This is a genomic window from Mycolicibacterium sp. XJ1819, assembly GCF_053483675.1.
In genome coordinates, this window is the sequence record NZ_JBEFST010000009.1 from 54708 (window position 1) to 76171 (window position 21464).

Below are 21464 nucleotides of genomic sequence, written 5' to 3' on the forward strand. Positions count from 1 at the left end.
AATCCGTGCGACACGCCGTATTCGCGCGGACTTTGCGTCTGCCCGCGCTCAAAGGGGGCGGCCCATCACGTAGTCGTTCTCGACGCCGTCGCCCAGCCGGAACGTCCTGGTCCCGGTGACGGTGAAACCGTGCTTGGTGTAGAAGCGTTGGGCGCGTTGGTTGTGCTGGTTGACGCCCAGCCACACCGAGGTGGCGCCGAGCCCGCGGGCTTCGCGCAGCGCCGCGGTCATCAGCGCCGACGAGGCGCCGCGGCCGTGACTGTCGGGCAGCACGTACATCTTCGAGATCTCCACCGCGCCGCCGTCTTCGCGAATCAGCATGGCGTAGCCGACGATTCGGCCGTCCGCACGGGCGGCGAGCACCACGCGGTCGGGATCGGTGATGTAGTCGCGAAACCGGCTCTCGGACAGGTTCTCGGCGATGAACGCGGCGATGTTCTGCGGTGTCGCCGACGGGGGACAGGCCAGCGGAAACGTGCGCGCGGCGACATCGGCCAGGTGCGCTGCGTCGGCGGCGTCGGCCGTGCTGACCTCAGCGACCAACTCAGCGTCCGATGCTCAGGACACGTTCCACTGCGCCAGGTGCTGGCCGGTGATCTTGTCGATCAGCACCACGTTGGACACCAGGTCGCGGTAGCAGTCCCACCAGACACCGCCGCTGACCGTGGATCCGGCCGGGGCGTTGTTCAGGGCGAACTGCAGCGCGTCGGGCGCGTCGGTGTTTCGCGGTTCGTAGGAGTCGCCGGTCGGCGTGACACCGCGGAACTGATACGTGATGGCCTGGGCGTACGGGGTGGGCACCTGGATGGGGTGCACGGTGATCTGCGCGCGCCAGACCTGATGGCGCGGTGGGCGCGGCGGATAGCCGAAGCCCGGCGGAATCGGGGACGGGTCGACGCTGTGCACGGTGATGTCGGCGATCAGGCCCTCGAACTTGATCTGCAGCGTGTCGCCGAGGCGGCCGATCGGCGTCGGGGCGGCGGCGGGCACAGCGGCGGCGGGCACGGCGGTGAGGCCGGCCACGGCCGCCGCGGTGGCGATCAGGAGCACGAACCAGCGGCGCATCCACGCATGATCGCACAGACTGAAACGTGTTACAGCCTCTTCCGGGCGCATCAGGCGGCTTCGAGGTCCAGCAGCGTCGACTTGGCCGACGGCCCGCCGATGTACTGGCCCGTCGACCCGTCGGAGCGCACCACGCGGTGACACGGGATCAGCACCGGCAGCGGATTGTGGGCACAGGCGCTGCCGACCGCGCGCACCGCACGAGGACTGCCGACCGCGGCGGCCACCGCGGCGTAGCTTTGCCGACGCCCGTAGTCGATGTCGCGCAGGTGCTCGATGACCGTGCGCCGGAACCCGTCGGCCATTCGCAGGTCCAGGGGCACCTCGAAGATGGTGCGGCGCCTGGCGAAGTACTCGTCGAGTTGGCGCGCGGCGGAGTCCAGTCGCGCGGGTGCCCGCAGGATGCGCGGGCTGACCGCCTCGGCGAGCCGGGCGAGCACCGCGTCGTGGTCCTCGATGTCATAGGCGACCCGGACCACGCCGACGGTGGTGGCGGCCAGCAGCAGGGTGCCGACCGGTGTGTCGACGGTGCGGTAGGCCACGTCGAGCAGCCCGTCGGCCTCGGCGGCGTGGCCGAGCCGGTCGTGCAGTCGGGCCAGTGTGTGGTCCTCGGCCGGGATCTGGTCGAAGGCCTTGACAGTCATCATGTTTCGTCCTCTCGGTAGATCTTGCGCAGGGTCTTGATGCCGTCGGCGGCCGCGCGGCGCGCGGCGTCGGGTGAGTTGTCCAGCAGTGTGGCGATCTCGGCGAACGGCAGACCGGCGATGTGGTGGTAGGCCACCGCCTGCCGCTGCTTGGTGGGCAGCCGCTGCAGCGCCGTCCACAGGTCGGGGTCGCGCAGGGCGGGATCGCCGTGCGGCGCCGCCCGATCCGGCAGGTCCTCGATCGGGGTGGGGCGACGGGAGCGGGCGCGGCCGACGTCGAGGGCGCGGCGGTGGGCGATGGTGACCAGCCAGGCCTCCACGTTGGCGCCGGTGGGCAGGTCGGGGTAGGCGCGCAGGGCGGACAGGAACGTCTCCGACCAGGCGTCCTCGGCGTCGACGGGGCCGAGCACCGCGCGGCACACCCGCAGCACCGTCGGGGCGTGCTCGGCCACCACCTCTTCGAACGGACGCACCCTCACATCATGTAGACGCCGCGGCCGTCGTGGTTGTGAGATCAGCCTTTGGTGAACGGTTCCAGAGCCGCGTTCAGATCCGCTTCGAAGCGGTCCCGGTCGGCGCCGACGCGATGAAGTGGCCCGTCACCGTCTTCGACCTCCCACAGCGCCAACACGATGTGCTCGGTGCCGATGTAGTTGTGTCCCAACCGAAGTGCGTGGCGGAAGGTCAGTTCCAGCACCTTCTTGGCGGCCCCGTCGAACGGGGTGAGCGGGGGCAACTCGCCGTCGGTGCGCGGCGGCAGCGTGATGGCCTTCGTCACCGCCTCGACGGTGACTTTCTGGGCGGCGAGCAGTTTGACGGCCAGCCCGTCGGGGTCGTCGAACATCGCCAGGAGCAGATGGTCGGGGGTGATCTCGGTGTTGCCGGCCTGCTGGGCCTTGTTCTGTGCGACGACGACGACGTTGCGGGCCCGCGGGGTGAATCGGCTGAACCCGGCGTCGGGGTCCATCGCCTCGGTGGTGTCGGGGGTCTTGGGCACGAACCGTTTCTGGGCGGCCTGCTTGGTGACGCCCATGCACTTGCCGATCTCGGTCCACGACGCCCCGGAACGGCGGGCCTGGTCGACGAAATGACCGATCAGGTGGTCGGCGATGTCGTCGAGGGCCTCGGCGGCCAGCACCGCGTCGGTGAGTTGGTCGAGCGGTTCGGAGTGCACCTGCTTGATGACGTCGATGAGGTCGTCGAGGCGAACGGGATTGGTGATGCGGGCGGGGGCGGGGTCGGGTGTTTCAGCGGCGGTCATACGTCAACTGTAGGTTGACGCTGCCGGATCGTCAACCAAAGGTTGACGGCCCTGCCTGGGCGGCTGCCGAAATTTGCTGGGGACGGTTTTGCGGTCGCGGGTTCGGGAAACTCCGAGCGGGATGTCAAAGCGTGTCGAGAAAGGGGTGGACCAACCGCCGCTGCTGCGGCGGGCCGTCGCCTACATCCACGACAACGCGCACCGCGACGTCACCCTGGTCGGGATCGCCGCGGCGGCGGGGGTCACTCCGCGGTCGGTGCAGTACATGTTTCGACGGCATCTGAACACCACACCGCTGGAGTACCTGCGCCGAGTGCGGCTGGACCGAGCGCACCGCGAGTTGGTGGCCGCAGACCCGTCCGTCGACACGGTGATGTCGATCGCCTACCGGTGGGGCTTCAGCCACGCGGGCCGGTTCAGCGGCATGTACAAGCAGACGTTCGGCACACCGCCGAGCCGGACGCTGCGTGGCTACGGGTGAGCTGGTCTAGATCGGGAAGAAGCCCTCGCGGGTGAAGAAGCCGGGCTGCCAGCCCTGGGTGCCCAGGCACAACATCGGACGTCCGTCGGGATGTTGGGCCGCCGCTTGGGGTTTGGGGCACGGGGCGCCCTGCTCCTGGACACCGAACAGCTGATAGGCCGCGACCCAGAAGCCGGTGTACTGGGGTGGCCACTGGTTCTCGATCCAGCGGCACTGCAGCACCTCGCCGCCCGGGCCACGGCCGAAGGTGAACCGGTGGAGGTTGGTGCACGGCGCGGTGAGGTGCGCCTCGTAGTTCATGCCCGGCACGTCGCTGGGGTAGCGCCCTGACGTGTCGGGATACATCAGGTCATCGGCGACGGCGACCGGAGCCGCGCCGAGCGCTGCGCCGGCGATCGCCGCGGCGGCGAAGAGTTCGCGAATCATGTCCACCTCTTGGTCCCGGTGACCGGTTGGCCTTGGCAAAGCCTAGTGCGTCGAACCTACCGCGCGGGTGGTTTCTCAGACCGCGTCGGCGGGGCCGGCATGACGCTCGTGCCGCGGCGGGCCGGTGTGCACGGTGAGCGGGACGTCGACGCGCTCGTGCTGGCCGTCGAGGCGGAAGGCGTAGAGGTGCGGGCCGCCGCCGGGCTCGATCGGTAGCCGAGTCTGCGGCAACAGCAGGAACTTGACCGGGGAGTTGAGGGTGAAATCGGAGGAGTAGGCGGGTCGCCAGTGCCGGCCGGACGGACCCTCGGCGTTGATGTGCAACAAGAACCGGCTGCCCACCTCTTCGGGTTCGACCTCGCAGAGCACCACCACGTCGCACCCGAAACTGGTCGCGTCCGGGGGAACCCTGGTGCTCTTCCAGAAGCCGCCGTCCACGTTGAGCATGCCGTTGACGATCTCGGCGTGGTTGGCTAAGAACGCTGCGGTCAACCGCATTTCGCCAATGTAATGGATAGCCCGGGCCGACACCGGCCGAACCGAAGCGCGTCGCTACTCGCAGGCGACGCCGTCGCCGTCGCCGTCCATGCCGATCCGATAGCCCGGTTCGCCGATGCGCAGCGGCGCGACGCCGGCTTTGCGGGCGGCGGCGCAGTTCTCGTAGTAGACGTTCGAGGAGGACGGTGGGGCCAGGCCGGCGATGCCGACCGGCGGCGGTGGTTGTGAGCTGGCCGACGAGGAGCCGCGCGGGTGCGATTCTGTCTGGCCGTTGCACGGCGGGCCCCACAGCCCCCGGCCGGCGTCTTTGGCCTCTTGTTCGGCTTGGACGATCTGGGCGTAGCGGGTGACGGGCTTGCCGCCGTAGACGTAGGACTTCGCGGTGCCGGCGCGAGCGGCCTCGACCGAGTAGTCCCAGCCGTCGGCGCGGACGAGGTAGGCCAGGGTGCGGCCGTACCGGTCGGTGCGGTCCTGGGTGGGGTCGGGTTGCAGCGCGACGCGCTGACCCAGCATGTTCTCGGTGGCGAACTGGGTGGCTTCGGGGCCCCAGCAGCCCACGGTGTAGCCGGGCTTGGAGGTCTCCGGTGTGTCGATGCCGAGGATGCGGACGCGGAGGCGACCGCGGTTGTCGTCGCGGATGTCGATGGTGTCGCCGTCGACGACTCGGAGGACGACGGCTGTGGCGTCGACGGGGTCAGCGGTGGCGATCGCGGGGGACAGGTGACCGGCAAGACCGATGAGTGCGGAGATGGCGACGGTGAGTAGGTGGCGTATCAACCCGGGTGCTACCTCTCGCAGCCGATGCCGTCGTCGTCACGATCGAGATGGGGGCCGTAGGCCGGATCGTCGGACGGGATGTTGTAGCGACCGTCGGCGGCGGCTGCCTTGCAGTTCTGGTACGGCGCGGCCTCAGCTACCGGTGCAGCACCGACAGCGACGACGGCGGCGAGGCCTACTGCGGCGAGGAGTATGCGAAACATTGTTGCTCTCTGGTGATCTGGTGTGCGATTAGCCTGATACTCAGACCATACCGCTGGTGCAGCAAACACATCAGCAAATTGACCAAAGTGAAGGTCAGTCGCACGTCGTTTCATAGCGCGCAGCAGGGCTGTGCCGCACGGCAAGGTGCGATTCTCCAACCGTCGCAGCGAGATCCATGAAGGCAATGTCGGAAACGGGGTACCGCCGGCCACCGTGATGGGTGCGATCACGATCCGGCACTCGTCCACGAGTTCGGCTCACACGATCGGTGCGGCCAGCGCCGCGTCGGCCATCTGCAGCGCGCGCCCTACGCGGGACTTTCCAGACCGGTTAGGGAGGCGAGAAACCGGGAACGCGCGTATTAGCGAGTCGTTTTCAATTGAGGAGGTAAGCCATGGCGAAAGGTGACGTCAACACGTACTTCGAGAATGGTGCATGGAAGTCGAAGGTCGAGGGGAGCAGTCGAGCCGCCCATGTCGGGGGTACCAAGGTCGAGCAAGTGGCGGTAGGTAGACGAATGGCCCAAGCCCGCAGAGCCGAGCACACAATCCGTAATCAGGACGGCACTGTCGGGGAGAAGAACACGTATGGCAAGGATCCGTTTCCCCCACGGGGATAGCGGTCAACACTTCCCCAAGCGGACTGGGCATGTATTGGGAACGCGCCTCCGCGCCTCATCGTAAAAAGAGTCGCTGAACTGCACAAACTGTGGTGCGCGATACTGGGATTGAACCAGTGACCTCTTCCGTGTCAGGGAAGCGCTCTCCCGCTGAGCTAATCGCGCGGGCTAGAGGTGGAGACGGGAATCGAACCCGTGTGCACGGCTTTGCAGGCCGTTGCCTCACCACTCGGCCACTCCACCGCTTGGGTTGATGCCACTGCACCCTCCGAGCGGATGACGGGATTCGAACCCGCGACCCTCACCTTGGCAAGGTGATGCGCTACCAACTGCGCTACATCCGCACGCCACGAGCGACCCCGTCGCCCATCGCGAATGACGACGATAGTCGACCCGAGTGTAGCCGCACAAATCTCGACGACCCGTGCCGCGTCGTCGTCACCCCCCAAGCTTAGGGCACCCGGCAGTCCGCCCCCGAATTCGAGAAGCCGCGGCCCGATTCCGCCCCGCGACAGGCGATGCCGGACCCGGCAATATGGCAGCGGGCCTGCCCTCAGATGTCGGCCCGGGCGCCGGGGGCCGCACACCAAATCGGCAGCCCTCCAACCTGCACCCACCTCCGAGAACAGCAGGTGGAAGGCAAGTAATCGATTCGGGCCGGTAAGCTGTCCCGTGCTAGTCTTCGACGTCGTTCGGCCTATCCGGTCGGGCTTTCCGGTCTCGTAGCTCAGCGGGAGAGCGTCCGCCTCACACGCGGAAGGTCACTGGTTCGATCCCAGTCGGGACCACAACACCGATCGTCACCCCAACATCCCCGGCCGCCGGGCGTGTCATCACCGCACCCGCACCGGTTCGCGCCTACATTCGCGCCATGGCGGGCAAACCGTCGCTGCAGCGGGCGCGATCAGTGTTGCGCGCCGAATGGGCGGCGATCCGGCGGCAGGACCCGGATCTGGCCCCCGCCGACATCACCCTGTTCACCTTCCCGCTGCTGGTGCGCGCCGTCGGGGTCCTGGCCGTCGGTGTGGTCCCGCTGCTGGTGGTGCGCAGCAGCAGCGACGAGGACTCGCTGCTGGTCCCGCTGATCGGCTCGCTGGCGCTGGTCATTATCTGCACCGCCGTCGTGGCGTGGCTGACCTCGATCGTCATCTCTGGTCTGGTGGTGATGATTCTCTACCGCACCCGGCCCGCCGCGTCGTCGCACCTGGTCATGCGCATCATCTCCAGCTCCTTCGCGCGGATCAGCGACTCCACCTCGCACCTGACGCTGCTGGCCCTGGTCGCCGGCCTGCTGTCGCTGGCGTTCGGGCTGCCCGCCCGCCACGGCGACGCCGAGGCTCATTCGGTGATCGACGACCTGCTGGCCGCACAGGTCGGTGTCCTGCTCGCCGCGCTGGGGGTGGCATTCATCGTCGAGTCCATCCGGTCGGCGGCCGACATCGTCGACGAGCAGTCGCTGATGTTGGCCTGGCCGTGGGCGTTGATCATCGCGTGCCTGTCGTGGACCCTCGCGACCATCGTGGGCCCGTTCGAGAGCACCCGGATGCTGACGATCCTGCTCAATGAGTGGCTACCCGCGATGGTCGACGGCGTTCCGCGCGCCCAGGTCATCGCCGACCTTCTGCCGCCCGGCGCCAGGTGGTGGGTGGCCTTCGGTCCGCTGCCCGTCATCGCGTTGGTGTGGGCGATCACCGCCGCACGCCACCACGGCCTGGTCCAGATCCGAGAATTCGCGGAAGGTGACGACGAGGTCCGGCCCGCGCGACAGGCGTAAGCGAAAACTGCTGCCGCGTCGGACCTCTCAGCCGCGGCCCTGCGATCGGTCCAGCTTCGAGATGAAAACCGCTGCCTGCGTGCGCCGTTCCATGCCCAGCTTGGCCAACAGCCGAGACACATAGTTCTTGACGGTCTTCTCGGCGAGAAACATCCTGGCCGCGATCTGTTTGTTGGTCAGACCCTCGCCGAGCAGGTCGAGCAGAACCCGCTCCTGATCGGTGAGCGCCGACAACGGATCTGACCGTTCGGCGGTGCCCCGCAGCTTGGCCATCAACGCCGCGGCCGCCCTGTTGTCCAGCAGCGAGCGCCCCGCGCCGACGTCCTTGATCGCCTTGGCCAGTTCCATGCCCTTGATGTCCTTGACCACATAACCGCTCGCGCCGGCCAGGATCGCGTCCAGCATCGCCTCGTCGGAGGTGTAGGAGGTCAGGATGAGGCAGCGCAGGTTCGGTAGCCGCGACAACAGGTCTCGGCACAGTTCGATGCCGTTGCCGTCGGGCAGCCGCACGTCGAGCACGGCCACGTCGGGCTCGAGTGCGGGTATCCGCGCCATCGCCTCGGCCACCGTCCCCGCCTCACCGACCACCTCGAGGTCGCTGTCGGCACCGAGAAGGTCGACCAGTCCCCGGCGGACCACCTCATGGTCATCGACGAGAAACACCTTCACCATTGTCAAGCCTCTCCACGGTCGCGACGGCCCATTGCGGCCGTGTTGCTACGCCGTCCAGCTTGGCAGATCGGCGCGTCGCCGTGCTGCCGATCAGGGTCCTTGGTCCCTGGGCAATGTTGCCTTCGGCCCCAGATCTCGACCCGCCGTCTTCCTAGGCTTTCGGGCATGGCTTACGTGATCGGAAGTGCGTGCGTCGACGTCATGGACAAATCCTGTGTTCAGGAGTGCCCGGTGGACTGCATCTACGAAGGTGACCGCGTCCTCTACATCAACCCCGACGAGTGCGTGGATTGCGGTGCGTGCAAGCTGATCTGCCGCATGGACGCGATCTACTACGAAACCGACCTGCCCGACGAGCAACGTCAGCATCTCGCCGACAACGCCGCGTTCTTCAGCGAGGTCCTGCCCGGTCGCGACGCACCGTTGGGCGCGCCGGGCGGGGCCGCCGCGGTGGGACGCATCGGCGTCGACACCCCGCTGATCGCCGCGCTGCCCAAGCGGTCTGGCGATCACCGTGACTGAGACCAGGCAGCCCGTCACCGTCCTGTCCGAAAGCGAATGCTGGGATCTGCTGGGCAGCGTCTCGCTGGGGCGACTGGTCACCAGCGCCGACGGCCAGCCCGAGATCTTCCCGGTGAATTTCGTCGCCCAGAACCGAACGCTTTTGTTCCGCACCGCCGAAGGCACCAAGCTGTCCAGCGTCGCGATCAACAACTCGGTGTTGTTCGAAGCCGACGACCACGGCGTCGCCGAGGGCTGGAGTGTGATCGTTCGCGGCGTGGCCCGCAGCGTCCGTTCCGACGACGACGTCGCGGAGGCAGAACGCGCACAACTGCTCCCGTGGACCGCCACGGTCAAGCAGCACTACGTCCGGATCCTGCCCAGAAGGGTCACCGGCCGCCGGTTCCGGTTCGGTCCGGCCGACCCGTTCCCCTGAGGCGCATCGCCGCCGGTGGACGGCCACCTGTTAAATGGTCAAAGACCCTTCGACGCGCTTGCTTTCGGCGCGATCGAGGTGACGGCCGGCATCGAGGAGGTGGCATGCATTCGATCGTCACGCTGACGATGAACCCGGCGCTCGACATCACCACCGACACCGATACCGTGCACAGCACCAGCAAGGTCCGCTGCGGCGAGGCCCGCCACGACCCGGGCGGCGGCGGGGTCAACGTCGCGCAGATCGCCCATGTGCTCGGCGCCTCCGTGCTGGCGGTGTTTCCCATCGGCGGGTGGACGGGGCAGATGCTCACCGAACTGCTCGCCGGCAACGAGGTGCCGGTCCGCGAGGTCAAGATCGGCAACGCGACGCGGGAGAGCTTCACGGTCAACGAGACCAGCACCGGCCTGCAGTACCGGTTCGTGCTGCCCGGGCCCCGACTCACCCGCGACGAACAGACGCGGTGCCTCGAGGAGGTGCGCCTGGCCGCCGCCTCGGCGCAATACGTCGTCGCCAGCGGCAGCCTGCCTCCGGGCGTGCCGCCGGCGTTCTACCAGCGGGTTGCCGACATGTGCGGTGAGCTGGGTGTGCGGTTCGTGCTGGACACCTCCGGCGCGGGCCTGCAGCAGATCGAGTCCGGGGTCTACCTGCTCAAACCCAGCCTGCGTGAACTCCGAGAATGCGTGGACCGTCCGCTGGCCACCGAAGCCGAACAGATCGACGCCGCCCGTGAACTGATCGACGACGGCCGCTGCGAGGCCATCGTCGTGTCCCTCGGAGCGGACGGAGCGCTGTTGGTGACCGCGCGGGAATGCTTCCGGTACTCGGCGATACCGGTGCGCGCGGTCAGCGGTGTCGGCGCGGGCGACGCGATGGTCGCGGCCATCACCGTCGGACTGACCCGTGGGTGGTCCCTGCCGGAATCGGTGCGGTTCGGTAACGCCACCGCCGCGGCGATGCTGCTGACGCCCGGCACGATGCCGTGCACATCCGCCGACGTCGAACGCCTCCACGAGGTGGCCCCCGATCCGGAACCCGTCACCGCTGCCGTGCGACGATCACCGGCATCCGCGACGCCTGAACCACCGCCGCGCTGACCGAGCCGAGCAGCATGCCGGCGAATCCGCCGCGCCCGTGGCTGCCGACGACCACCAGTTGGGCTTCTTCGGAGTGTTCGACCAGTTGCCGCGCCGGTCGATCGCACACCACCAACCGGTGCACCTGCACATCGGGGAAGCGTTCCTGCCAGCCGGCCAGGCGCTCGGCCAACACCGCGTCCTCGCCGGCTTTCATCGTCGACCAGTCCATGCCGGGGAAATCCAGCACGCCCTCGTCGCTCCACGCGTGCAGGGCGATCAGATCGACCTGTCGAAACGACGCCTCTTCGAACGCGATCGCGGTCGCGAGCTCGGATGCCGGTGATCCGTCGATCCCCACCAGGACAGGGGCTTTCGCCGGGGTCGGCATCAACGGGTCCTCGTCGCGGATGACCGCGACCGGGCAGTGCGCGTGGTGCACCAGGCCGTCGCTGACCGAGCCCAGCAGCCTGCCGAGCGCTCCCTGTCCCCGGCTGCCCACCACCACCATGTCGGCGTCCTTCGACAAGTCCACCAGGGTCGGCACGGTCGCCGAGTAGTACATCTCGGTCTTGATCCGCGTCGCACCCGCCTCGCGGGCAACTCCGACGGCATCCTCGAGAGCCGAACGCCCCTGCTGTTGCTGCCATTTCCCGATGCCGACGGGTGGGGGCGTGCGCGACCACGACGCCAGGATCGGGCCTGCCACGTGCACCAGGGTCACCGACAGGTTGCGCAGCGTCGCGTCACGCGCGGCCCAGTCGACGGCCACCCTGGATGCGGGCGATCCGTCGACTCCGACGACGATGCCGAGGTTCTCACGCGCGGTGGTCATGGCGTGCCCTTGATTTCGAAGACGTCGTCGATGGGGCGCCTCGGCGTGAACTCCGGGGCGTCGTCGCTGTCGGGCGCCACGCCGACGCGGACCAGCACCTGGGGCGTGGTGGACTGCTCGATCAGCGACGCGACGATGTCCCTGCTGGACTGTAATTCGGTGATGTGGGTCAGTGGACAGGTGGCCAGCCCTGCCATGGTGGCGTCGAGCAGCACGGCCGAAAGCATCTCACCGCACCGCAGCGCACTGGCAGGTGTGTCGTCGTAGGTCGACAACACCACCACCTTCGACTGGTCGACGTCCAGGCCGACGCGTCTGTCGGTGTCGACGCGGGCGGGAAAATCGCGCGACACGTCGACGCGGGCTCTCTCCCGCGGCGATGTCAAGGCGCTGTAGGGAATTCCCTCGGTCCGCCTGAGTTCACGTGTCCACCAGGACAGTTCCGCGTGATAGGACGTGTCGTACCGGCGCAGCGACTCGGTGAGCTGCGACGCCTGGGTGAGCTCGACACGCAGGTCGTCGGAGACCACGTCGACGCGCACGGTGTCGCCGGTGATGGTGTGCCGCAGCTGCGCCTCGAACGTCTCCCAGTCCGGCGGCTCGGCGAACGGCAGCCGGTCGGTACGTCGCTGGGCCATCGCCTCCGCGCGGCGACGCTGGCCCTCGGTGACGAAATCCGCGGGTTCGAAGTGGATGGTCGCCAGGTGCAGACGGTTGTTGGGGTTGGGATACCGGTGGATTTCGGCCGTCCAGCCCGCCGCGGCCATCGCCACCCGGAAGTGGTCGAGCACGGCGCCGCAGCTGATCACGGCCTCACGACCCGACCGGTCGGTCGCGTACAGGACTCGGTCCTTGTCGAGGTACAACTCGACGGCATCACCGTCGGCGACCCATCGCCACGGCTGGCTGTTGTGCAGGGACGGGGCCCGGCAGGCGCGCTGCACGGCAGCCTTGATGACGTCGGTATCCAACTCGCGTTCGGGCACTACCAGCCTCCATTGTCGAACACTGTCGAACTCACCTGATCTTCTCGCGGCTCATCGGTTCGACACCAGGGCCTTTGGTCCTGAACCCGAGGGCGTCCTGCCCTGCCGGACGGACCCGGTCGACGGGCACCATGGAGACATGAGCGAAGCGCCGTCGGCAACGAACACTGTCCACGACCCTTGGGAGATCGCGGGAAACCTGAGCGCTGCGGTGCACGAGACGCACACCGGCATCGTCATGTTGCTCGGTGACAAGGCCTACAAGGCCAAGAAACCCGTCACGACCGACTTCCTCGATTTCAGCACCGCGGAGCGTCGAGCGCAGGCCTGTCGGCGCGAGGTGGAGCTCAATCGCCGGCTGGCGCCCGAGAGTTATCTGGGAGTCGGACATTTCACCGATCCGGACGGCGGCCCGGCCGAACCGGTGATCGTGATGCGGCGCTACGGCGATTCGGTCCGACTGGCGTCGCTGGTCAAGGCCGGCGAGCCCGTGCACCACCATCTCGTCGAGGTCGCCGCGGCGATGGCGCGATTCCATCGCGACGCCGAGCGGGGTCCGGTGATCGACGCCGAAGGCACCGCCGAGGCGGTACGGGCCCGCTGGCTGAAGAACATCGATGAGCTGAAGGCGCACGCCGACACGGTGTTACCGGGGGAGTCGGTTGCCGAAGTCGAACGGCTTGTCACCCAGTTCATCGCCGGCCGCGGCGCGCTGTTCGACCAGCGCATCGCCGACCGACGGATCGTGGACGGGCACGCCGACCTGTTGGCCGACGACATCTTCTGTCTGCCCGACGGGCCCGCCATGCTGGACTGTCTGGAGTTCGACGATCGGCTGCGCTATGTCGACGGTGTCGACGACGCGGCGTTTCTGGCCATGGACCTGGAGTTCCTCGCGGGCCCCGAGTTGGGGGAGTACTTCCTGGCCGAATACTGCAGGCTCGCACAGGATCGCGCCCCGCGCGCACTGAAGGACTTCTACATCGCCTATCGCGCGGGTGTGCGCGCCAAGGTGGACTGCGTGCGAGTGACACAAGGCGACCAGGACGCAGCCGCGCAGGCCCGTCGGCACCTGGATATCGCCGTCGCGCATCTTCGCGCCGGCGCCGTGCGGCTGATTCTGGTCGGCGGCGGGCCGGGAACGGGTAAGACCACTGTGGCGCGTGGACTCGCCGAACGCCTTGGTGCGCAGATCATCTCGACCGACGAGGTGCGTCGGGAACTGATGCAGCAGGGGGCGATCACCGGCGACGCGGGCGATCTCGACGCCGGACTGTATTCGCCGGAGAAGGTGGCGGCCGTCTACGACGAGGTGCTCGCACGGGCGCGCCGGCTCTTGCCGCGCGGCGTGTCGGTGGTGCTCGACGGCACGTGGCGGGACGACGAGCAACGTGCGCGGGCGCGTGCGCTGGCGGCCGAGGCCGCGGTGCCGATGGTGGAATTCACCTGTGCGGTTCCGCTGGAGACGGCGTCGCAGCGGATCCGACACCGACAGTCCTCGACATCGGACGCGACACCCGAGATCGCGGCGGCCCTGGCGGCCGACGGTCAAATCGCCGCAGGGCATCGCCTCGACACCAGCAGGCCGCCCGGCGAGTCGGTCGACGAGGCCTGGCAACTCTGTTGCCGTACAACCTGAGCGAGGTCAGCGCGGCCGTACCACGATGACCGGGGCCTTGGCGCCCTGCGCCACCGCATTGCCCACCGAACCCAGCAGCACGCCGGGGAACCCGCCGCGGCCCCGGCTGCCGACGACGACCAGTTGTGCGCGCTCGGATTCCTCGATGAGCCAGCGGGCCGGTTGGTCGCACTCGACACGGCGATGCACGCGCACGTCGGGGTACTGCTCCTGCCGGCCGGCCAGTCGCTCAGCGAGGACCTCGTGGGCCTCCTCTTCGTAGCGGGGCGACTCGATGCCGATGGCCGCGAGGACATTCGCGTCGCTCCACGCGTGAAACGCCACCAGATCCACCCCTCGCCGCGCGGCCTCGTCGAAGGCCAGCGCGGTGGCCTCCTCCGACGCGGGTGATCCGTCGATGCCGACCAGCACCGGCGACGTGCTGTCGGCCGGCGGGATCTCCTCGGTGCGGATGACGGCGACCGGGCAGTGCGCGTAGTGCAGCAAGCCGCTGCTCACCGAGCCCAGCAGGACCCTGCCGACCGCGCCCAGCCCACGACTGCCGACCACCACCATGAAGGCGTCGTAGGAGGCGCTGACGAACTCGTTCGCGGCGTGGGCGCGCCGCACCACGGTGCGCACGGCGGAGGGCCGCGCGCCCGCCGCGCCCTCGGAGACGATCAGTCGCGCCTGCTCGATGGCGGTGCGCGCGCTTCGTTCCTGCGCCTCGTCGAAAGCCGACTGCCACGACTTGGCCGGCCGCCGGACCTCCACCGGTTCGATGACGTGCATCAGGGTCAGTGGCAGTTCGCGAAGCCCGGCTTCGTGGGTCGCCCAGCGCACGGCCGCCTGGGACTCCGCGGACCCGTCGACCCCCACCAATATGCCGTGCTCATCTGCAGTCTCTGACATGGCGCACTTTCTGTTCGCTCGGGCGCGTGTTTCAGTTCGAACGGTACTGCGCCGCGTCTGCCGCGGGGCGACACGTGCACCGTTCGGACACCGGCACCGCGCTCATCACCTCGTCCACGTGGTCGCCGCAGCCTTCCCACGTGGTCTTGCGGCAGTTCGGGCACTGGACCGGGTAACACATATCGCCTCCTGAGTCATCGTACGGTCGACATCATATACCCCAGGGGGTATATTGGGGATCGAAAGGAGCCACATGATTGCAGATGAAGACGCCGTCGCCGCAGTGCTCAACCGGCTTCGTCGCGCGCAAGGGCAGTTGGCCGGCGTGATCACGATGATCGAGCAGGGTCGCGACTGCAAGGACGTCGTCACCCAACTGGCGGCGGTCTCGCGCGCCCTGGACCGGGCGGGCTTCAAGATCGTCGCCAGCGGGTTGCGGGAGTGCATCAGTGGGCAGACGCCCGACGGCGCGACACCGATGACCGAAGCCGAACTGGAGAAGCTGTTCCTCGCGCTGGCATGACACGCGGGACGCCGAGAGAAAGGACCGAGATGGGAATCGCATTGGCGACAAGCCTGAAGACGTCGTTCGACGACGCCGTGTCGCGCACCCGGGAGGCGCTGGCGCAGCAGGGCTTCGGGGTGCTCACCGAAATCGACGTCCAGGCGACGTTGAAGGAGAAGTTGGGCGAGGACATGGAGGACTACCTGATCCTCGGGGCCTGTAATCCGCCGCTGGCCCACCGTGCCGTCAACACGATGCGCCAGATCGGCCTGCTGTTGCCGTGCAACGTGGTGGTGCGCCGCGATCCGGACGACGCGGACACCGTGCTCGTCGAGGCGATGGACCCGCAGCTGCTGGTGCGGGTGACCGGTGAGGACGCGTTGCGTCCCGTCGCCGACGAGGTCACCGCGAAACTGCAGAACGCCATCGATTCACTGGCTGGCGGCTGACCAGGCTGACCGTCAGTGGCGGCGGCGCCACAGCAGCAGCCCGAGCACCGTCAGGACCGCCACGGCCGCGATCACCGGCACCTGCGGGTTGTCGGCCGCCGAGTGCCGCACCGAGGCCGCCTTATGCCGGGCCTGCGCCTTGACGTCGAGTTTGGCCCCCAGCGCCTGGACCGTGTGTCCGAGATCCTCGCGGGTCTGCTCGATGTCGGTCTGGATGTCGTCGATGCCGGCGTCCCGGCCCGGTTCCGGGCGTGCCTGCTCAGGCCTGGTCATGGCGGATGTCCTTGATCTCCTGGATGTCGGCTTTCACGGTTTCCACGGTCCTGGGTGCGGCGGGCGTGACCTCGCGCGCCTCCTTGCGGCCGACGAGTGCGGCGATCCCGGCCAGCACGACCAGCGTGCCGCCCACGATCAGCGCGGACGCCCAGACCGGAAGGACCAAGGACAGCGCCGCGACCGCCGCGGCGATGAACGTGGCGACGCCGAAGAAAGCTAGCAGGCCCGCCACGCTGAACAGGCCGGCGCCGAGGCCGGCATGCTTGGCGGATTGCTGAAACTCCTTTTGCGCCAACCGAATTTCATCACGGACCAGTCGCGATGTCTGCGACGACAGCTGGCTCATCAGTTCGCCGACCGACGGGTCCGCGGTGGGTTTGGTCTCCACGGCCATTTTTCCCAACCCCTCACGTTTTCGGGTGCTCTCACAGAGATGCCCACGCTCACGGCGTTGAAACGCTCGGCCCTGGTGCAACGGTTGGGTCACGCATGTCGAACGTCACCGTAACGGTGTGGTGCGGCGTGGCGTGTCGGGCGATGTTCCTGCCAATAATTGACGAGGTCGTCTAGCTTGCGACTTCGATGCGGCGCGCAATTTGCTGCATCACGGGTATGTGGTTTCCAGGGAGTAGAGGGGTCGACGCCGATGGCGATCTTTGATCGGTTCAACAGGACAGTGGTTGTTGCCGGGGCGGGGCTGTGCGGCCTTGCCATGACGTTGAGCCCGACCGCAGTGGCGGGCCCGTTTCTGACCGGCGGCTACGACTGCATCGAGACAGCGGCGGGCCAAGTCGGCGCGCCTGCGGCGGGTGGGTGCAGTCCGGCCGCTCCCATCACCGATATGGCGGGGGTGCCGATGGCTCTGCCGGGGCCCGTGCCGGCGCCGGTCGCCGCGCCGGTGCCCGTGGGCGCCCCGGTGCCCGCGCCGGTTCCGGTGGGCGCGCCGGTGCCCGTGGGTGCCCCGGTGCCGGCGGGTGCTCCCGTCGCCGCACCGGTGCCGGTGGGTGCCCCGGTCGCCACGGCGGCGGGTGCTCCGCTGACCGAGATGGCCGGCGCCTACGGCGGTAAGGGACAGCCGACCGGCCCCGCGCCGGAGGGCGCACCCGTCGACGGTCAGCCGATTCTGCCGGGCCCAGCGGGCTGACAGCCGCCAGTCGATTGATTCGGCGTGAAAACCTGCGACCAGCGCAGGTTTTCACGCCGAAATCGTTTGCACCTCAGCCCGATATGGGGCGGGGGACCTCGATGTTGTTCTCCTGGACGATCACCGGGTCGCCGACTTTGACTGTGTCGAAGTACCATTCGGCGTCCTCGGGGCTCAAGCCGATGCAGCCGTGACTGACGTTCTCGTATCCCAGTGAGTTCACGGCCCACGGCGCCGCGTGTACGAAGATCCCGCGGTTGGTGATCCGGACGGCGTGCTCCACGTCGAGCAGGTAGCCGTCGTCGGCGTCGACGGGGATTCCGACACTGCTCGAATCCATCAGCACGTCGCGGTCCTTGCCCAAGACGGTGTAAGTGCCGACCGGCGTCGGGTATTCGGGCCTGCCGAGCGAGGCCGGAAACACGCCGGGCTTTCCCCAGTGCGGTCGGTGGTGCGGTGAGGGCAGCGCAGAGATGTGCTCCGCGTCGGCGCCGTCGATGCGCACGGTGAACGAATGATCGGAGATGTTGGCGATGCCGATGACGGCGGCACCGACAGCAAAGTTGGTCTTCACCCCACCCACCGACAGCGCCACCGTGGTGTGTGCCGGCCAGAAGCGATCCGGAACCCATTGCACGACATCGTTACTCAGCCACTCGAACTTTCCGGTCATCGCGGGCGTGGTCTTGATGTCGATGGCGCGCTGCACGGCGAGCCTGTCGGTGACCGGTGCGGACAACGTCACCACCACGGGGTGTCCCACACCGACGACCTGGTCGGGGGCCGGGCGCACCGAGGCGATCGCGGGCTTGTACAACGGGTTCACCGCGGCCGGTTTGTCCGCATGGGTGACCGTCGCCAGGCCCACGTCTGCCGGCGCCGAGGCGACCACGGAATTGATGCCGACCGCGGCAAGAACACACAGGACAACCCCACGCATGCTTTTGATTCCTCCGAAATTACAACAGTGTCAATTCGATCGTAGGGTCACCGCAGCGATTCGATGTGGAGGTGCGCCTTAGCAATTCGGTCAAGGATGGGTCACGGCACGGCCACGACCCGAGGCCCGGTCTAATTCGACTTGTCGACCGTCGCGACGAGGCTGGTGGCGACCTGCATCAGCGCCGTGTTGGAGTCCTGCGACAGCTTGCGCAGCAGTTCGAACGCCGCCACGGCGTCGACGCCGTAGCGCTCCATGATCATGCCCTTGGCCTGACCGATGACGTCGCGGCTGGACAGCGCGCGCTTGAACTGCTCGTCGCGGCGTGCCGCGTTCCAGGCCACCGACGAATACGCGGCGAAGATCAACCCGATGTTGCGCGCCTCCGGACCGAACGCGTCGGGCACCTCGGCGTAGACGTTGAGCGCGCCCATCGTTTCCCCGGCGATGAACAACTGGAATGCCATGATGGACCGGATCGGCGTCTGCGCCAACGCCTCTCGGCGATACTGCGGGAACCGCAGGTCGGTCTCCAGGTCGGCGACGTAGACCGTCTGCTCCTCCCAGGCCGCGGTCAGGCACGGGCCTTCCCGGTAGCGCTGCTGGATCTTGTCCAACAGCACCGGCCACATGTGTGTCGCGGCGGGAGTGTCGATGTGCTTGGCATTGCGGGTGACCGTGACCCCGGCGAATTGCGCCCCCGGAATCTCGACCGCGGCGTGTTCGGCCAGCTCCGCGATCACCGTCTCGGAGTCGGCATCTGATCGGCTGTGCAGGCCCTTCACCAGCTCGGCGATGCGCAGGTGTCTGGCCTCCAGCCCGCCGGTTTCGGTCACCTCCACTCCCATCACGTCCCATCACGATCGCCGAATGGTTAGAACATACGCCGTGGCCCACCCGGGGATCAGCGCTACAGCGCGCGCAGGTAGCGGGTGGTGACGATCCGCTGGATCAACGAGGTCACCGGATAGGCCAACCGACTCCACCACGTGGCATGCCGGGAGAACGCCACCACTTCGGCGTAGACGTCCTCGGTGTGCGGGTCGTAGCGGACCAGGAACAACTCCTCGCCCGTCTCGGCGTGCCCGGGCAGGGTGCCGTAGGCAAAGCCGCGGCGGTCGGGTTCGTCGACGACGTAGACGACGCGGCACGGCACTCGGACCGGGCCCAGATGCACGATCACGTCCGAGCCCACCGCGGCGACCTCGGTGGTCGGCTCCACCCTCACCCCGGCCCCGCGCAGCATGCCCCACCGCATCCCCGCCGCGGCGGCCTCCTCGAAGCGTTGCCTGCCCCGCCCGATCACCGCGGACTTCTGCACGTGGTGATAGCCCGCGGGCAGCCGGCCCGCGGTGGCGCCCACCTCCGGATAGGTATGAGACAGCGCCGCCAGGTCATCCAGCCTCACCAGGCCAGCCTGTCATCCCGGGCGTACGGTCGGCAGGATGACCTCCTTCACCATCGGCGACGACCTCACCGTCAACCGGCTGGGCTTCGGCGCCATGCGCCTGGCCGGGCCCGGGGTGTGGGGCCCGCCCGCCGACCCCGACGAATGCCTGCGCGTGCTGCGCCGCGCCGTAGAACTCGGTGTCAACTTCATCGACACCGCCGACTCCTACGGTCCGCACGTCTCCGAGGAACTGATCCGTCAGGCGCTGCACCCGTATCCCGACGGTGTCGTCATCGCGACCAAGACCGGCCTGCTGCGCACCGGGCCCGACGAATGGCACCAGCTGGGCTTTCCCGCCTACCTGCGGCAACAGTGCGAGATGAGCCTGCGCCGCCTGGGCGTCGACACCATCGACCTGTTCCAGCTGCACCGCATCGACGCCAAGTTCCCGGCCGAGGACCAGATCGGTGAGCTGGCCAAGCTGCAACAGGAGGGCAAGATCCGCCACATCGGGCTGTCCGAAGTCGACGTCGACCAGCTCGCGGCCGCCCAGAAGGTTGCCACGATCGTCTCGGTGCAGAACATGTACAACGTCTCGGCCCGCACCGCCGAGCCGCTGCTCGACGCCTGCACGGCCCAGAACATCGGGTTCATCCCCTGGTTCCCGCTGGCCGCCGGCCCGCTGGCCGCGCCCGACGGCCCGCTGCAGCGCATCGCCGCCGAGCATCACGCCACCCCGTCGCAGCTGGCGCTGGCCTGGCTGCTGAAACGATCCCCGGTGATGCTGCCGATCCCCGGCACGTCGAAGGTCGCCCATCTGGAGGAGAACGTCGCGGCCGCCGAGATCGAACTGTCCGACGAGGAGTTCGAGACGCTGAGCAAAGCCGGCTCGGCTTCTGGCTGAAGCAGGCAATACGGTGGTCGGGTGACCAGTGAGCCAACTTCGGGCGAACACGTCGGCGGCGGGTTCAACCCGCCGGTGCCGACCACCAAGGGCGGACCCGATTACGGCCGGTTCCTGGAGGCCCTCCGCACGCTGCAGGACCACGCCCGGGCGGCCGACGCTCCCGACGGAGTCATCACCGAGGCCGCCGACCTGGTCGACAAGGCCTGCCAACTGCTCGCGCCGTACGACGCCGACGAGTGGACGTCGCCGTCCGGGCGCCGGATGGACCTACCCGACCGGGGCAACCCGCTGCTGATCCCCAACGACCTGCGGGTCGTCGACGGACGCGTCGCCGGCACGGCCCGGTTCCGTCGCTTCCACCTGGGCCGCAACGGCGCCGCGCACGGCGGCACGGTGGCGCTGCTGTTCGACTCGCTGCTGGGGTTCACCGCGTTCCAGCTCAGCGGCAGCCGAACCCAGCGCACCGCGTTCCTCCACGTCGACTACCGCAGGATCGCGCCGGTGGAAACCGAGCTCCAAGTCGACGCCGGCATCGACCGCATCGAAGGCCGCAAGATCTTCGTCTCCGGGCAGATCGCCGATGGTGACGCCGTCGTCGCCGAGGCACACGCCCTGTTCGTCAAGCTCAAGCCGGGCCAGCCGTGAAACTGTCCGACGCCAACTGGCGGCTGGTGCGGTTGCGCAGTTGGCTGCGCGACCGACCGGCCGCGGAGTTGGGCTATCGGATCGTCGTCGGGGTCGTCGGGCTGACGGTACTGGCAATAGGCATCGTCGCCATCCCGTATCCCGGCCCGGGTTGGGCCATCGTGTTCGTCGGGCTCGGGATCCTGGCCACCGAGTTCGACTGGGCCCGACGCCTGCTGGGCTTCGCGCGTAAGCACTACGACCGGGCGATGGCGTGGTTCCTCGCCCAGGGCCTGTGGGTGCAGGCCCTGGGCGCGGTGTTCACCTGTGCGGTCGTGCTCGCCACGCTGTGGTTGCTCGGAGCGCTCGGCTGGGCGGCCGGACTGCTCGGCATCGACTACCCGTGGCTGAAGAGCCCCATTGGCGTGGGGAGCTGAGCACTCA

At 68.2% G+C, this 21464-nt stretch carries 31 protein-coding genes, 4 tRNA genes and 1 pseudogene; 14 read left to right on the forward strand and 22 right to left on the reverse strand.

Going from position 1 to position 21464, the window contains the following annotated elements; all coding sequences use genetic code 11:
• Positions 1 to 48 precede the first annotated feature (48 nt).
• Genes ABQE89_RS11385 through ABQE89_RS11405 form a run of 5 tightly spaced genes read right to left on the reverse strand, consistent with a single transcriptional unit; the run spans position 49 to position 2970 of the window.
• Positions 49 to 543, reverse strand: coding sequence for a GNAT family N-acetyltransferase (locus ABQE89_RS11385; RefSeq protein ID WP_448416469.1), 495 nt, complete (start codon positions 541 to 543; stop codon positions 49 to 51).
• A gap of 15 nt (positions 544 to 558) precedes the next feature.
• Positions 559 to 1065: a hypothetical protein gene (locus ABQE89_RS11390; protein ID WP_448416471.1), complete on the reverse strand. Its 507-nt coding sequence runs from the start codon at positions 1063 to 1065 to the stop codon at positions 559 to 561.
• Between the two features lie 50 nt (positions 1066 to 1115).
• On the reverse strand, positions 1116 to 1709 hold the full coding sequence (locus tag ABQE89_RS11395; RefSeq protein ID WP_448416772.1) for a methylated-DNA--[protein]-cysteine S-methyltransferase: 594 nt from the start codon (positions 1707 to 1709) through the stop codon (positions 1116 to 1118).
• Complete coding sequence (locus tag ABQE89_RS11400) at positions 1709 to 2182, reverse strand: RNA polymerase sigma factor (RefSeq protein WP_448416473.1); 474 nt, start codon at positions 2180 to 2182, stop codon at positions 1709 to 1711. Before ABQE89_RS11400 ends, ABQE89_RS11395 begins: the two co-directional genes overlap by 1 nt.
• Positions 2183 to 2223: 41 nt before the next feature.
• Positions 2224 to 2970, reverse strand: coding sequence for a Clp protease N-terminal domain-containing protein (locus ABQE89_RS11405; RefSeq protein ID WP_448416475.1), 747 nt, complete (start codon positions 2968 to 2970; stop codon positions 2224 to 2226).
• Between the two features lie 121 nt (positions 2971 to 3091).
• On the opposite strand from ABQE89_RS11405, the gene ABQE89_RS11410 reads away from it, so the two are divergent.
• Positions 3092 to 3451, forward strand: coding sequence for a helix-turn-helix domain-containing protein (locus ABQE89_RS11410; protein WP_448416477.1), 360 nt, complete (start codon positions 3092 to 3094; stop codon positions 3449 to 3451).
• 6 nt (positions 3452 to 3457) lie between these two features.
• On the opposite strand, the gene ABQE89_RS11415 is transcribed toward ABQE89_RS11410, so the two are convergent.
• From ABQE89_RS11415 to ABQE89_RS11435, 5 genes and pseudogenes are all read right to left on the reverse strand, one after another.
• Positions 3458 to 3877 (reverse strand): hypothetical protein, encoded by a 420-nt coding sequence (locus ABQE89_RS11415; RefSeq protein ID WP_448416479.1) that lies wholly within the window; start codon positions 3875 to 3877, stop codon positions 3458 to 3460.
• Positions 3878 to 3952: 75 nt separating this feature from the next.
• On the reverse strand, positions 3953 to 4375 hold the full coding sequence (locus ABQE89_RS11420) for a hypothetical protein (RefSeq protein WP_448416481.1): 423 nt from the start codon (positions 4373 to 4375) through the stop codon (positions 3953 to 3955).
• A gap of 54 nt (positions 4376 to 4429) precedes the next feature.
• The gene (locus tag ABQE89_RS11425; RefSeq protein ID WP_448416483.1) at positions 4430 to 5152 is read right to left on the reverse strand and encodes a thermonuclease family protein; all 723 of its coding nucleotides are present in this window, start codon (positions 5150 to 5152) and stop codon (positions 4430 to 4432) included.
• Positions 5153 to 5160: 8 nt separating this feature from the next.
• Positions 5161 to 5355, reverse strand: coding sequence for an excalibur calcium-binding domain-containing protein (locus ABQE89_RS11430; protein ID WP_448416774.1), 195 nt, complete (start codon positions 5353 to 5355; stop codon positions 5161 to 5163).
• A 117-nt stretch (positions 5356 to 5472) separates the two neighbouring features.
• Positions 5473 to 5649 (reverse strand): annotated as a pseudogene (locus ABQE89_RS11435) (dihydrofolate reductase family protein); the annotation flags it as partial.
• Between the two features lie 101 nt (positions 5650 to 5750).
• Here ABQE89_RS11435 and ABQE89_RS11440 point away from each other — a divergent pair.
• The gene (locus ABQE89_RS11440; protein WP_448416485.1) at positions 5751 to 5975 is read left to right on the forward strand and encodes a DUF2188 domain-containing protein; all 225 of its coding nucleotides are present in this window, start codon (positions 5751 to 5753) and stop codon (positions 5973 to 5975) included.
• 90 nt (positions 5976 to 6065) lie between these two features.
• On the opposite strand, the gene ABQE89_RS11445 is transcribed toward ABQE89_RS11440, so the two are convergent.
• The 3 genes from ABQE89_RS11445 to ABQE89_RS11455 form a co-directional block, all read right to left on the reverse strand.
• Positions 6066 to 6140: transfer RNA gene (locus ABQE89_RS11445), tRNA-Val, on the reverse strand.
• A 7-nt stretch (positions 6141 to 6147) separates the two neighbouring features.
• A tRNA-Cys gene (locus tag ABQE89_RS11450) sits at positions 6148 to 6218 on the reverse strand.
• A gap of 28 nt (positions 6219 to 6246) precedes the next feature.
• Positions 6247 to 6319: transfer RNA gene (locus tag ABQE89_RS11455), tRNA-Gly, on the reverse strand.
• Between the two features lie 372 nt (positions 6320 to 6691).
• On the opposite strand from ABQE89_RS11455, the gene ABQE89_RS11460 reads away from it, so the two are divergent.
• A tRNA-Val gene (locus ABQE89_RS11460) sits at positions 6692 to 6763 on the forward strand.
• Positions 6764 to 6846: 83 nt separating this feature from the next.
• Positions 6847 to 7749 (forward strand): hypothetical protein, encoded by a 903-nt coding sequence (locus tag ABQE89_RS11465; RefSeq protein ID WP_448416487.1) that lies wholly within the window; start codon positions 6847 to 6849, stop codon positions 7747 to 7749.
• 27 nt (positions 7750 to 7776) lie between these two features.
• Here the strand turns inward: ABQE89_RS11465 and dosR are convergent, their stop codons facing one another.
• On the reverse strand, positions 7777 to 8421 hold the full coding sequence (gene dosR / locus ABQE89_RS11470) for a hypoxia response regulator transcription factor DosR/DevR (RefSeq protein ID WP_448416776.1): 645 nt from the start codon (positions 8419 to 8421) through the stop codon (positions 7777 to 7779).
• Between the two features lie 165 nt (positions 8422 to 8586).
• On the opposite strand from dosR, the gene fdxA reads away from it, so the two are divergent.
• The 3 genes from fdxA (at position 8587) to ABQE89_RS11485 (ending at position 10455) form a co-directional block, all read left to right on the forward strand.
• Positions 8587 to 8943 (forward strand): ferredoxin, encoded by a 357-nt coding sequence (gene fdxA / locus ABQE89_RS11475; RefSeq protein WP_448416489.1) that lies wholly within the window; start codon positions 8587 to 8589, stop codon positions 8941 to 8943.
• A complete protein-coding gene (locus ABQE89_RS11480; RefSeq protein WP_448416491.1) occupies positions 8936 to 9358 on the forward strand; it encodes a pyridoxamine 5'-phosphate oxidase family protein in 423 nt (140 codons plus the stop codon). The genes fdxA and ABQE89_RS11480 overlap by 8 nt, the downstream gene beginning before the upstream one ends.
• Before the next feature lie 104 nt (positions 9359 to 9462).
• Positions 9463 to 10455 (forward strand): 1-phosphofructokinase family hexose kinase, encoded by a 993-nt coding sequence (locus ABQE89_RS11485; protein ID WP_448416493.1) that lies wholly within the window; start codon positions 9463 to 9465, stop codon positions 10453 to 10455.
• Here the strand turns inward: ABQE89_RS11485 and ABQE89_RS11490 are convergent.
• Positions 10397 to 11269: a universal stress protein gene (locus tag ABQE89_RS11490; RefSeq protein ID WP_448416495.1), complete on the reverse strand. Its 873-nt coding sequence runs from the start codon at positions 11267 to 11269 to the stop codon at positions 10397 to 10399. The two genes, ABQE89_RS11485 and ABQE89_RS11490, sit on opposite strands and share 59 nt — an antisense overlap.
• Positions 11266 to 12255, reverse strand: a complete 990-nt coding sequence (locus ABQE89_RS11495; protein WP_448416497.1) for an Acg family FMN-binding oxidoreductase — start codon at positions 12253 to 12255, stop codon at positions 11266 to 11268. The genes ABQE89_RS11490 and ABQE89_RS11495 overlap by 4 nt, the downstream gene beginning before the upstream one ends.
• Before the next feature lie 139 nt (positions 12256 to 12394).
• Here ABQE89_RS11495 and ABQE89_RS11500 point away from each other — a divergent pair, with 139 nt between their 5' ends.
• A complete protein-coding gene (locus tag ABQE89_RS11500) occupies positions 12395 to 13894 on the forward strand; it encodes a bifunctional aminoglycoside phosphotransferase/ATP-binding protein (protein WP_448416499.1) in 1500 nt (499 codons plus the stop codon).
• A 6-nt stretch (positions 13895 to 13900) separates the two neighbouring features.
• Here the strand turns inward: ABQE89_RS11500 and ABQE89_RS11505 are convergent, their stop codons facing one another.
• Positions 13901 to 14785, reverse strand: a complete 885-nt coding sequence (locus tag ABQE89_RS11505; protein WP_448416501.1) for a universal stress protein — start codon at positions 14783 to 14785, stop codon at positions 13901 to 13903.
• A 253-nt stretch (positions 14786 to 15038) separates the two neighbouring features.
• Here ABQE89_RS11505 and ABQE89_RS11510 point away from each other — a divergent pair, with 253 nt between their 5' ends.
• Together ABQE89_RS11510 and ABQE89_RS11515 are read left to right on the forward strand one after the other, a co-directional pair.
• Positions 15039 to 15308 carry a metal-sensitive transcriptional regulator gene (locus ABQE89_RS11510; RefSeq protein WP_448416503.1) on the forward strand — a complete coding sequence of 90 codons (270 nt, stop codon included), beginning with the start codon at positions 15039 to 15041 and terminating at the stop codon, positions 15306 to 15308.
• A 29-nt stretch (positions 15309 to 15337) separates the two neighbouring features.
• Complete coding sequence (locus ABQE89_RS11515; protein ID WP_448416505.1) at positions 15338 to 15739, forward strand: DUF302 domain-containing protein; 402 nt, start codon at positions 15338 to 15340, stop codon at positions 15737 to 15739.
• Positions 15740 to 15751: 12 nt separating this feature from the next.
• Here the strand turns inward: ABQE89_RS11515 and ABQE89_RS11520 are convergent, their stop codons facing one another.
• Positions 15752 to 16012 (reverse strand): DUF3618 domain-containing protein, encoded by a 261-nt coding sequence (locus tag ABQE89_RS11520; RefSeq protein WP_448416507.1) that lies wholly within the window; start codon positions 16010 to 16012, stop codon positions 15752 to 15754.
• Entirely contained in the window at positions 15999 to 16409 is a 411-nt protein-coding gene (locus tag ABQE89_RS11525; RefSeq protein ID WP_448416509.1) for a phage holin family protein, read from the reverse strand. The genes ABQE89_RS11520 and ABQE89_RS11525 overlap by 14 nt, the downstream gene beginning before the upstream one ends.
• Positions 16410 to 16661: 252 nt before the next feature.
• On the opposite strand from ABQE89_RS11525, the gene ABQE89_RS11530 reads away from it, so the two are divergent.
• A complete protein-coding gene (locus tag ABQE89_RS11530; RefSeq protein ID WP_448416511.1) occupies positions 16662 to 17159 on the forward strand; it encodes a hypothetical protein in 498 nt (165 codons plus the stop codon).
• Between the two features lie 73 nt (positions 17160 to 17232).
• On the opposite strand, the gene ABQE89_RS11535 is transcribed toward ABQE89_RS11530, so the two are convergent.
• The 3 genes from ABQE89_RS11535 to ABQE89_RS11545 all read right to left on the reverse strand — a co-directional run bounded on the left by ABQE89_RS11535 (position 17233) and on the right by ABQE89_RS11545 (position 19507).
• On the reverse strand, positions 17233 to 18099 hold the full coding sequence (locus ABQE89_RS11535) for a L,D-transpeptidase (RefSeq protein WP_448416513.1): 867 nt from the start codon (positions 18097 to 18099) through the stop codon (positions 17233 to 17235).
• A gap of 131 nt (positions 18100 to 18230) precedes the next feature.
• Positions 18231 to 18947, reverse strand: coding sequence for a GAF and ANTAR domain-containing protein (locus tag ABQE89_RS11540; RefSeq protein ID WP_448416778.1), 717 nt, complete (start codon positions 18945 to 18947; stop codon positions 18231 to 18233).
• Between the two features lie 62 nt (positions 18948 to 19009).
• Positions 19010 to 19507 (reverse strand): DUF1990 domain-containing protein, encoded by a 498-nt coding sequence (locus ABQE89_RS11545; RefSeq protein ID WP_448416515.1) that lies wholly within the window; start codon positions 19505 to 19507, stop codon positions 19010 to 19012.
• 37 nt (positions 19508 to 19544) lie between these two features.
• Here ABQE89_RS11545 and ABQE89_RS11550 point away from each other — a divergent pair, with 37 nt between their 5' ends.
• The 3 genes from ABQE89_RS11550 to ABQE89_RS11560 are packed head-to-tail and all read left to right on the forward strand — an operon-like array spanning position 19545 to position 21457.
• Positions 19545 to 20393 (forward strand): aldo/keto reductase, encoded by an 849-nt coding sequence (locus tag ABQE89_RS11550; RefSeq protein ID WP_448416517.1) that lies wholly within the window; start codon positions 19545 to 19547, stop codon positions 20391 to 20393.
• Positions 20394 to 20414: 21 nt separating this feature from the next.
• Positions 20415 to 21041, forward strand: a complete 627-nt coding sequence (locus ABQE89_RS11555; protein WP_448416519.1) for a PaaI family thioesterase — start codon at positions 20415 to 20417, stop codon at positions 21039 to 21041.
• Positions 21038 to 21457, forward strand: a complete 420-nt coding sequence (locus ABQE89_RS11560; protein ID WP_448416521.1) for a TIGR02611 family protein — start codon at positions 21038 to 21040, stop codon at positions 21455 to 21457. Before ABQE89_RS11555 ends, ABQE89_RS11560 begins: the two co-directional genes overlap by 4 nt.
• The last annotated feature ends 7 nt before the right edge of the window (positions 21458 to 21464 follow it).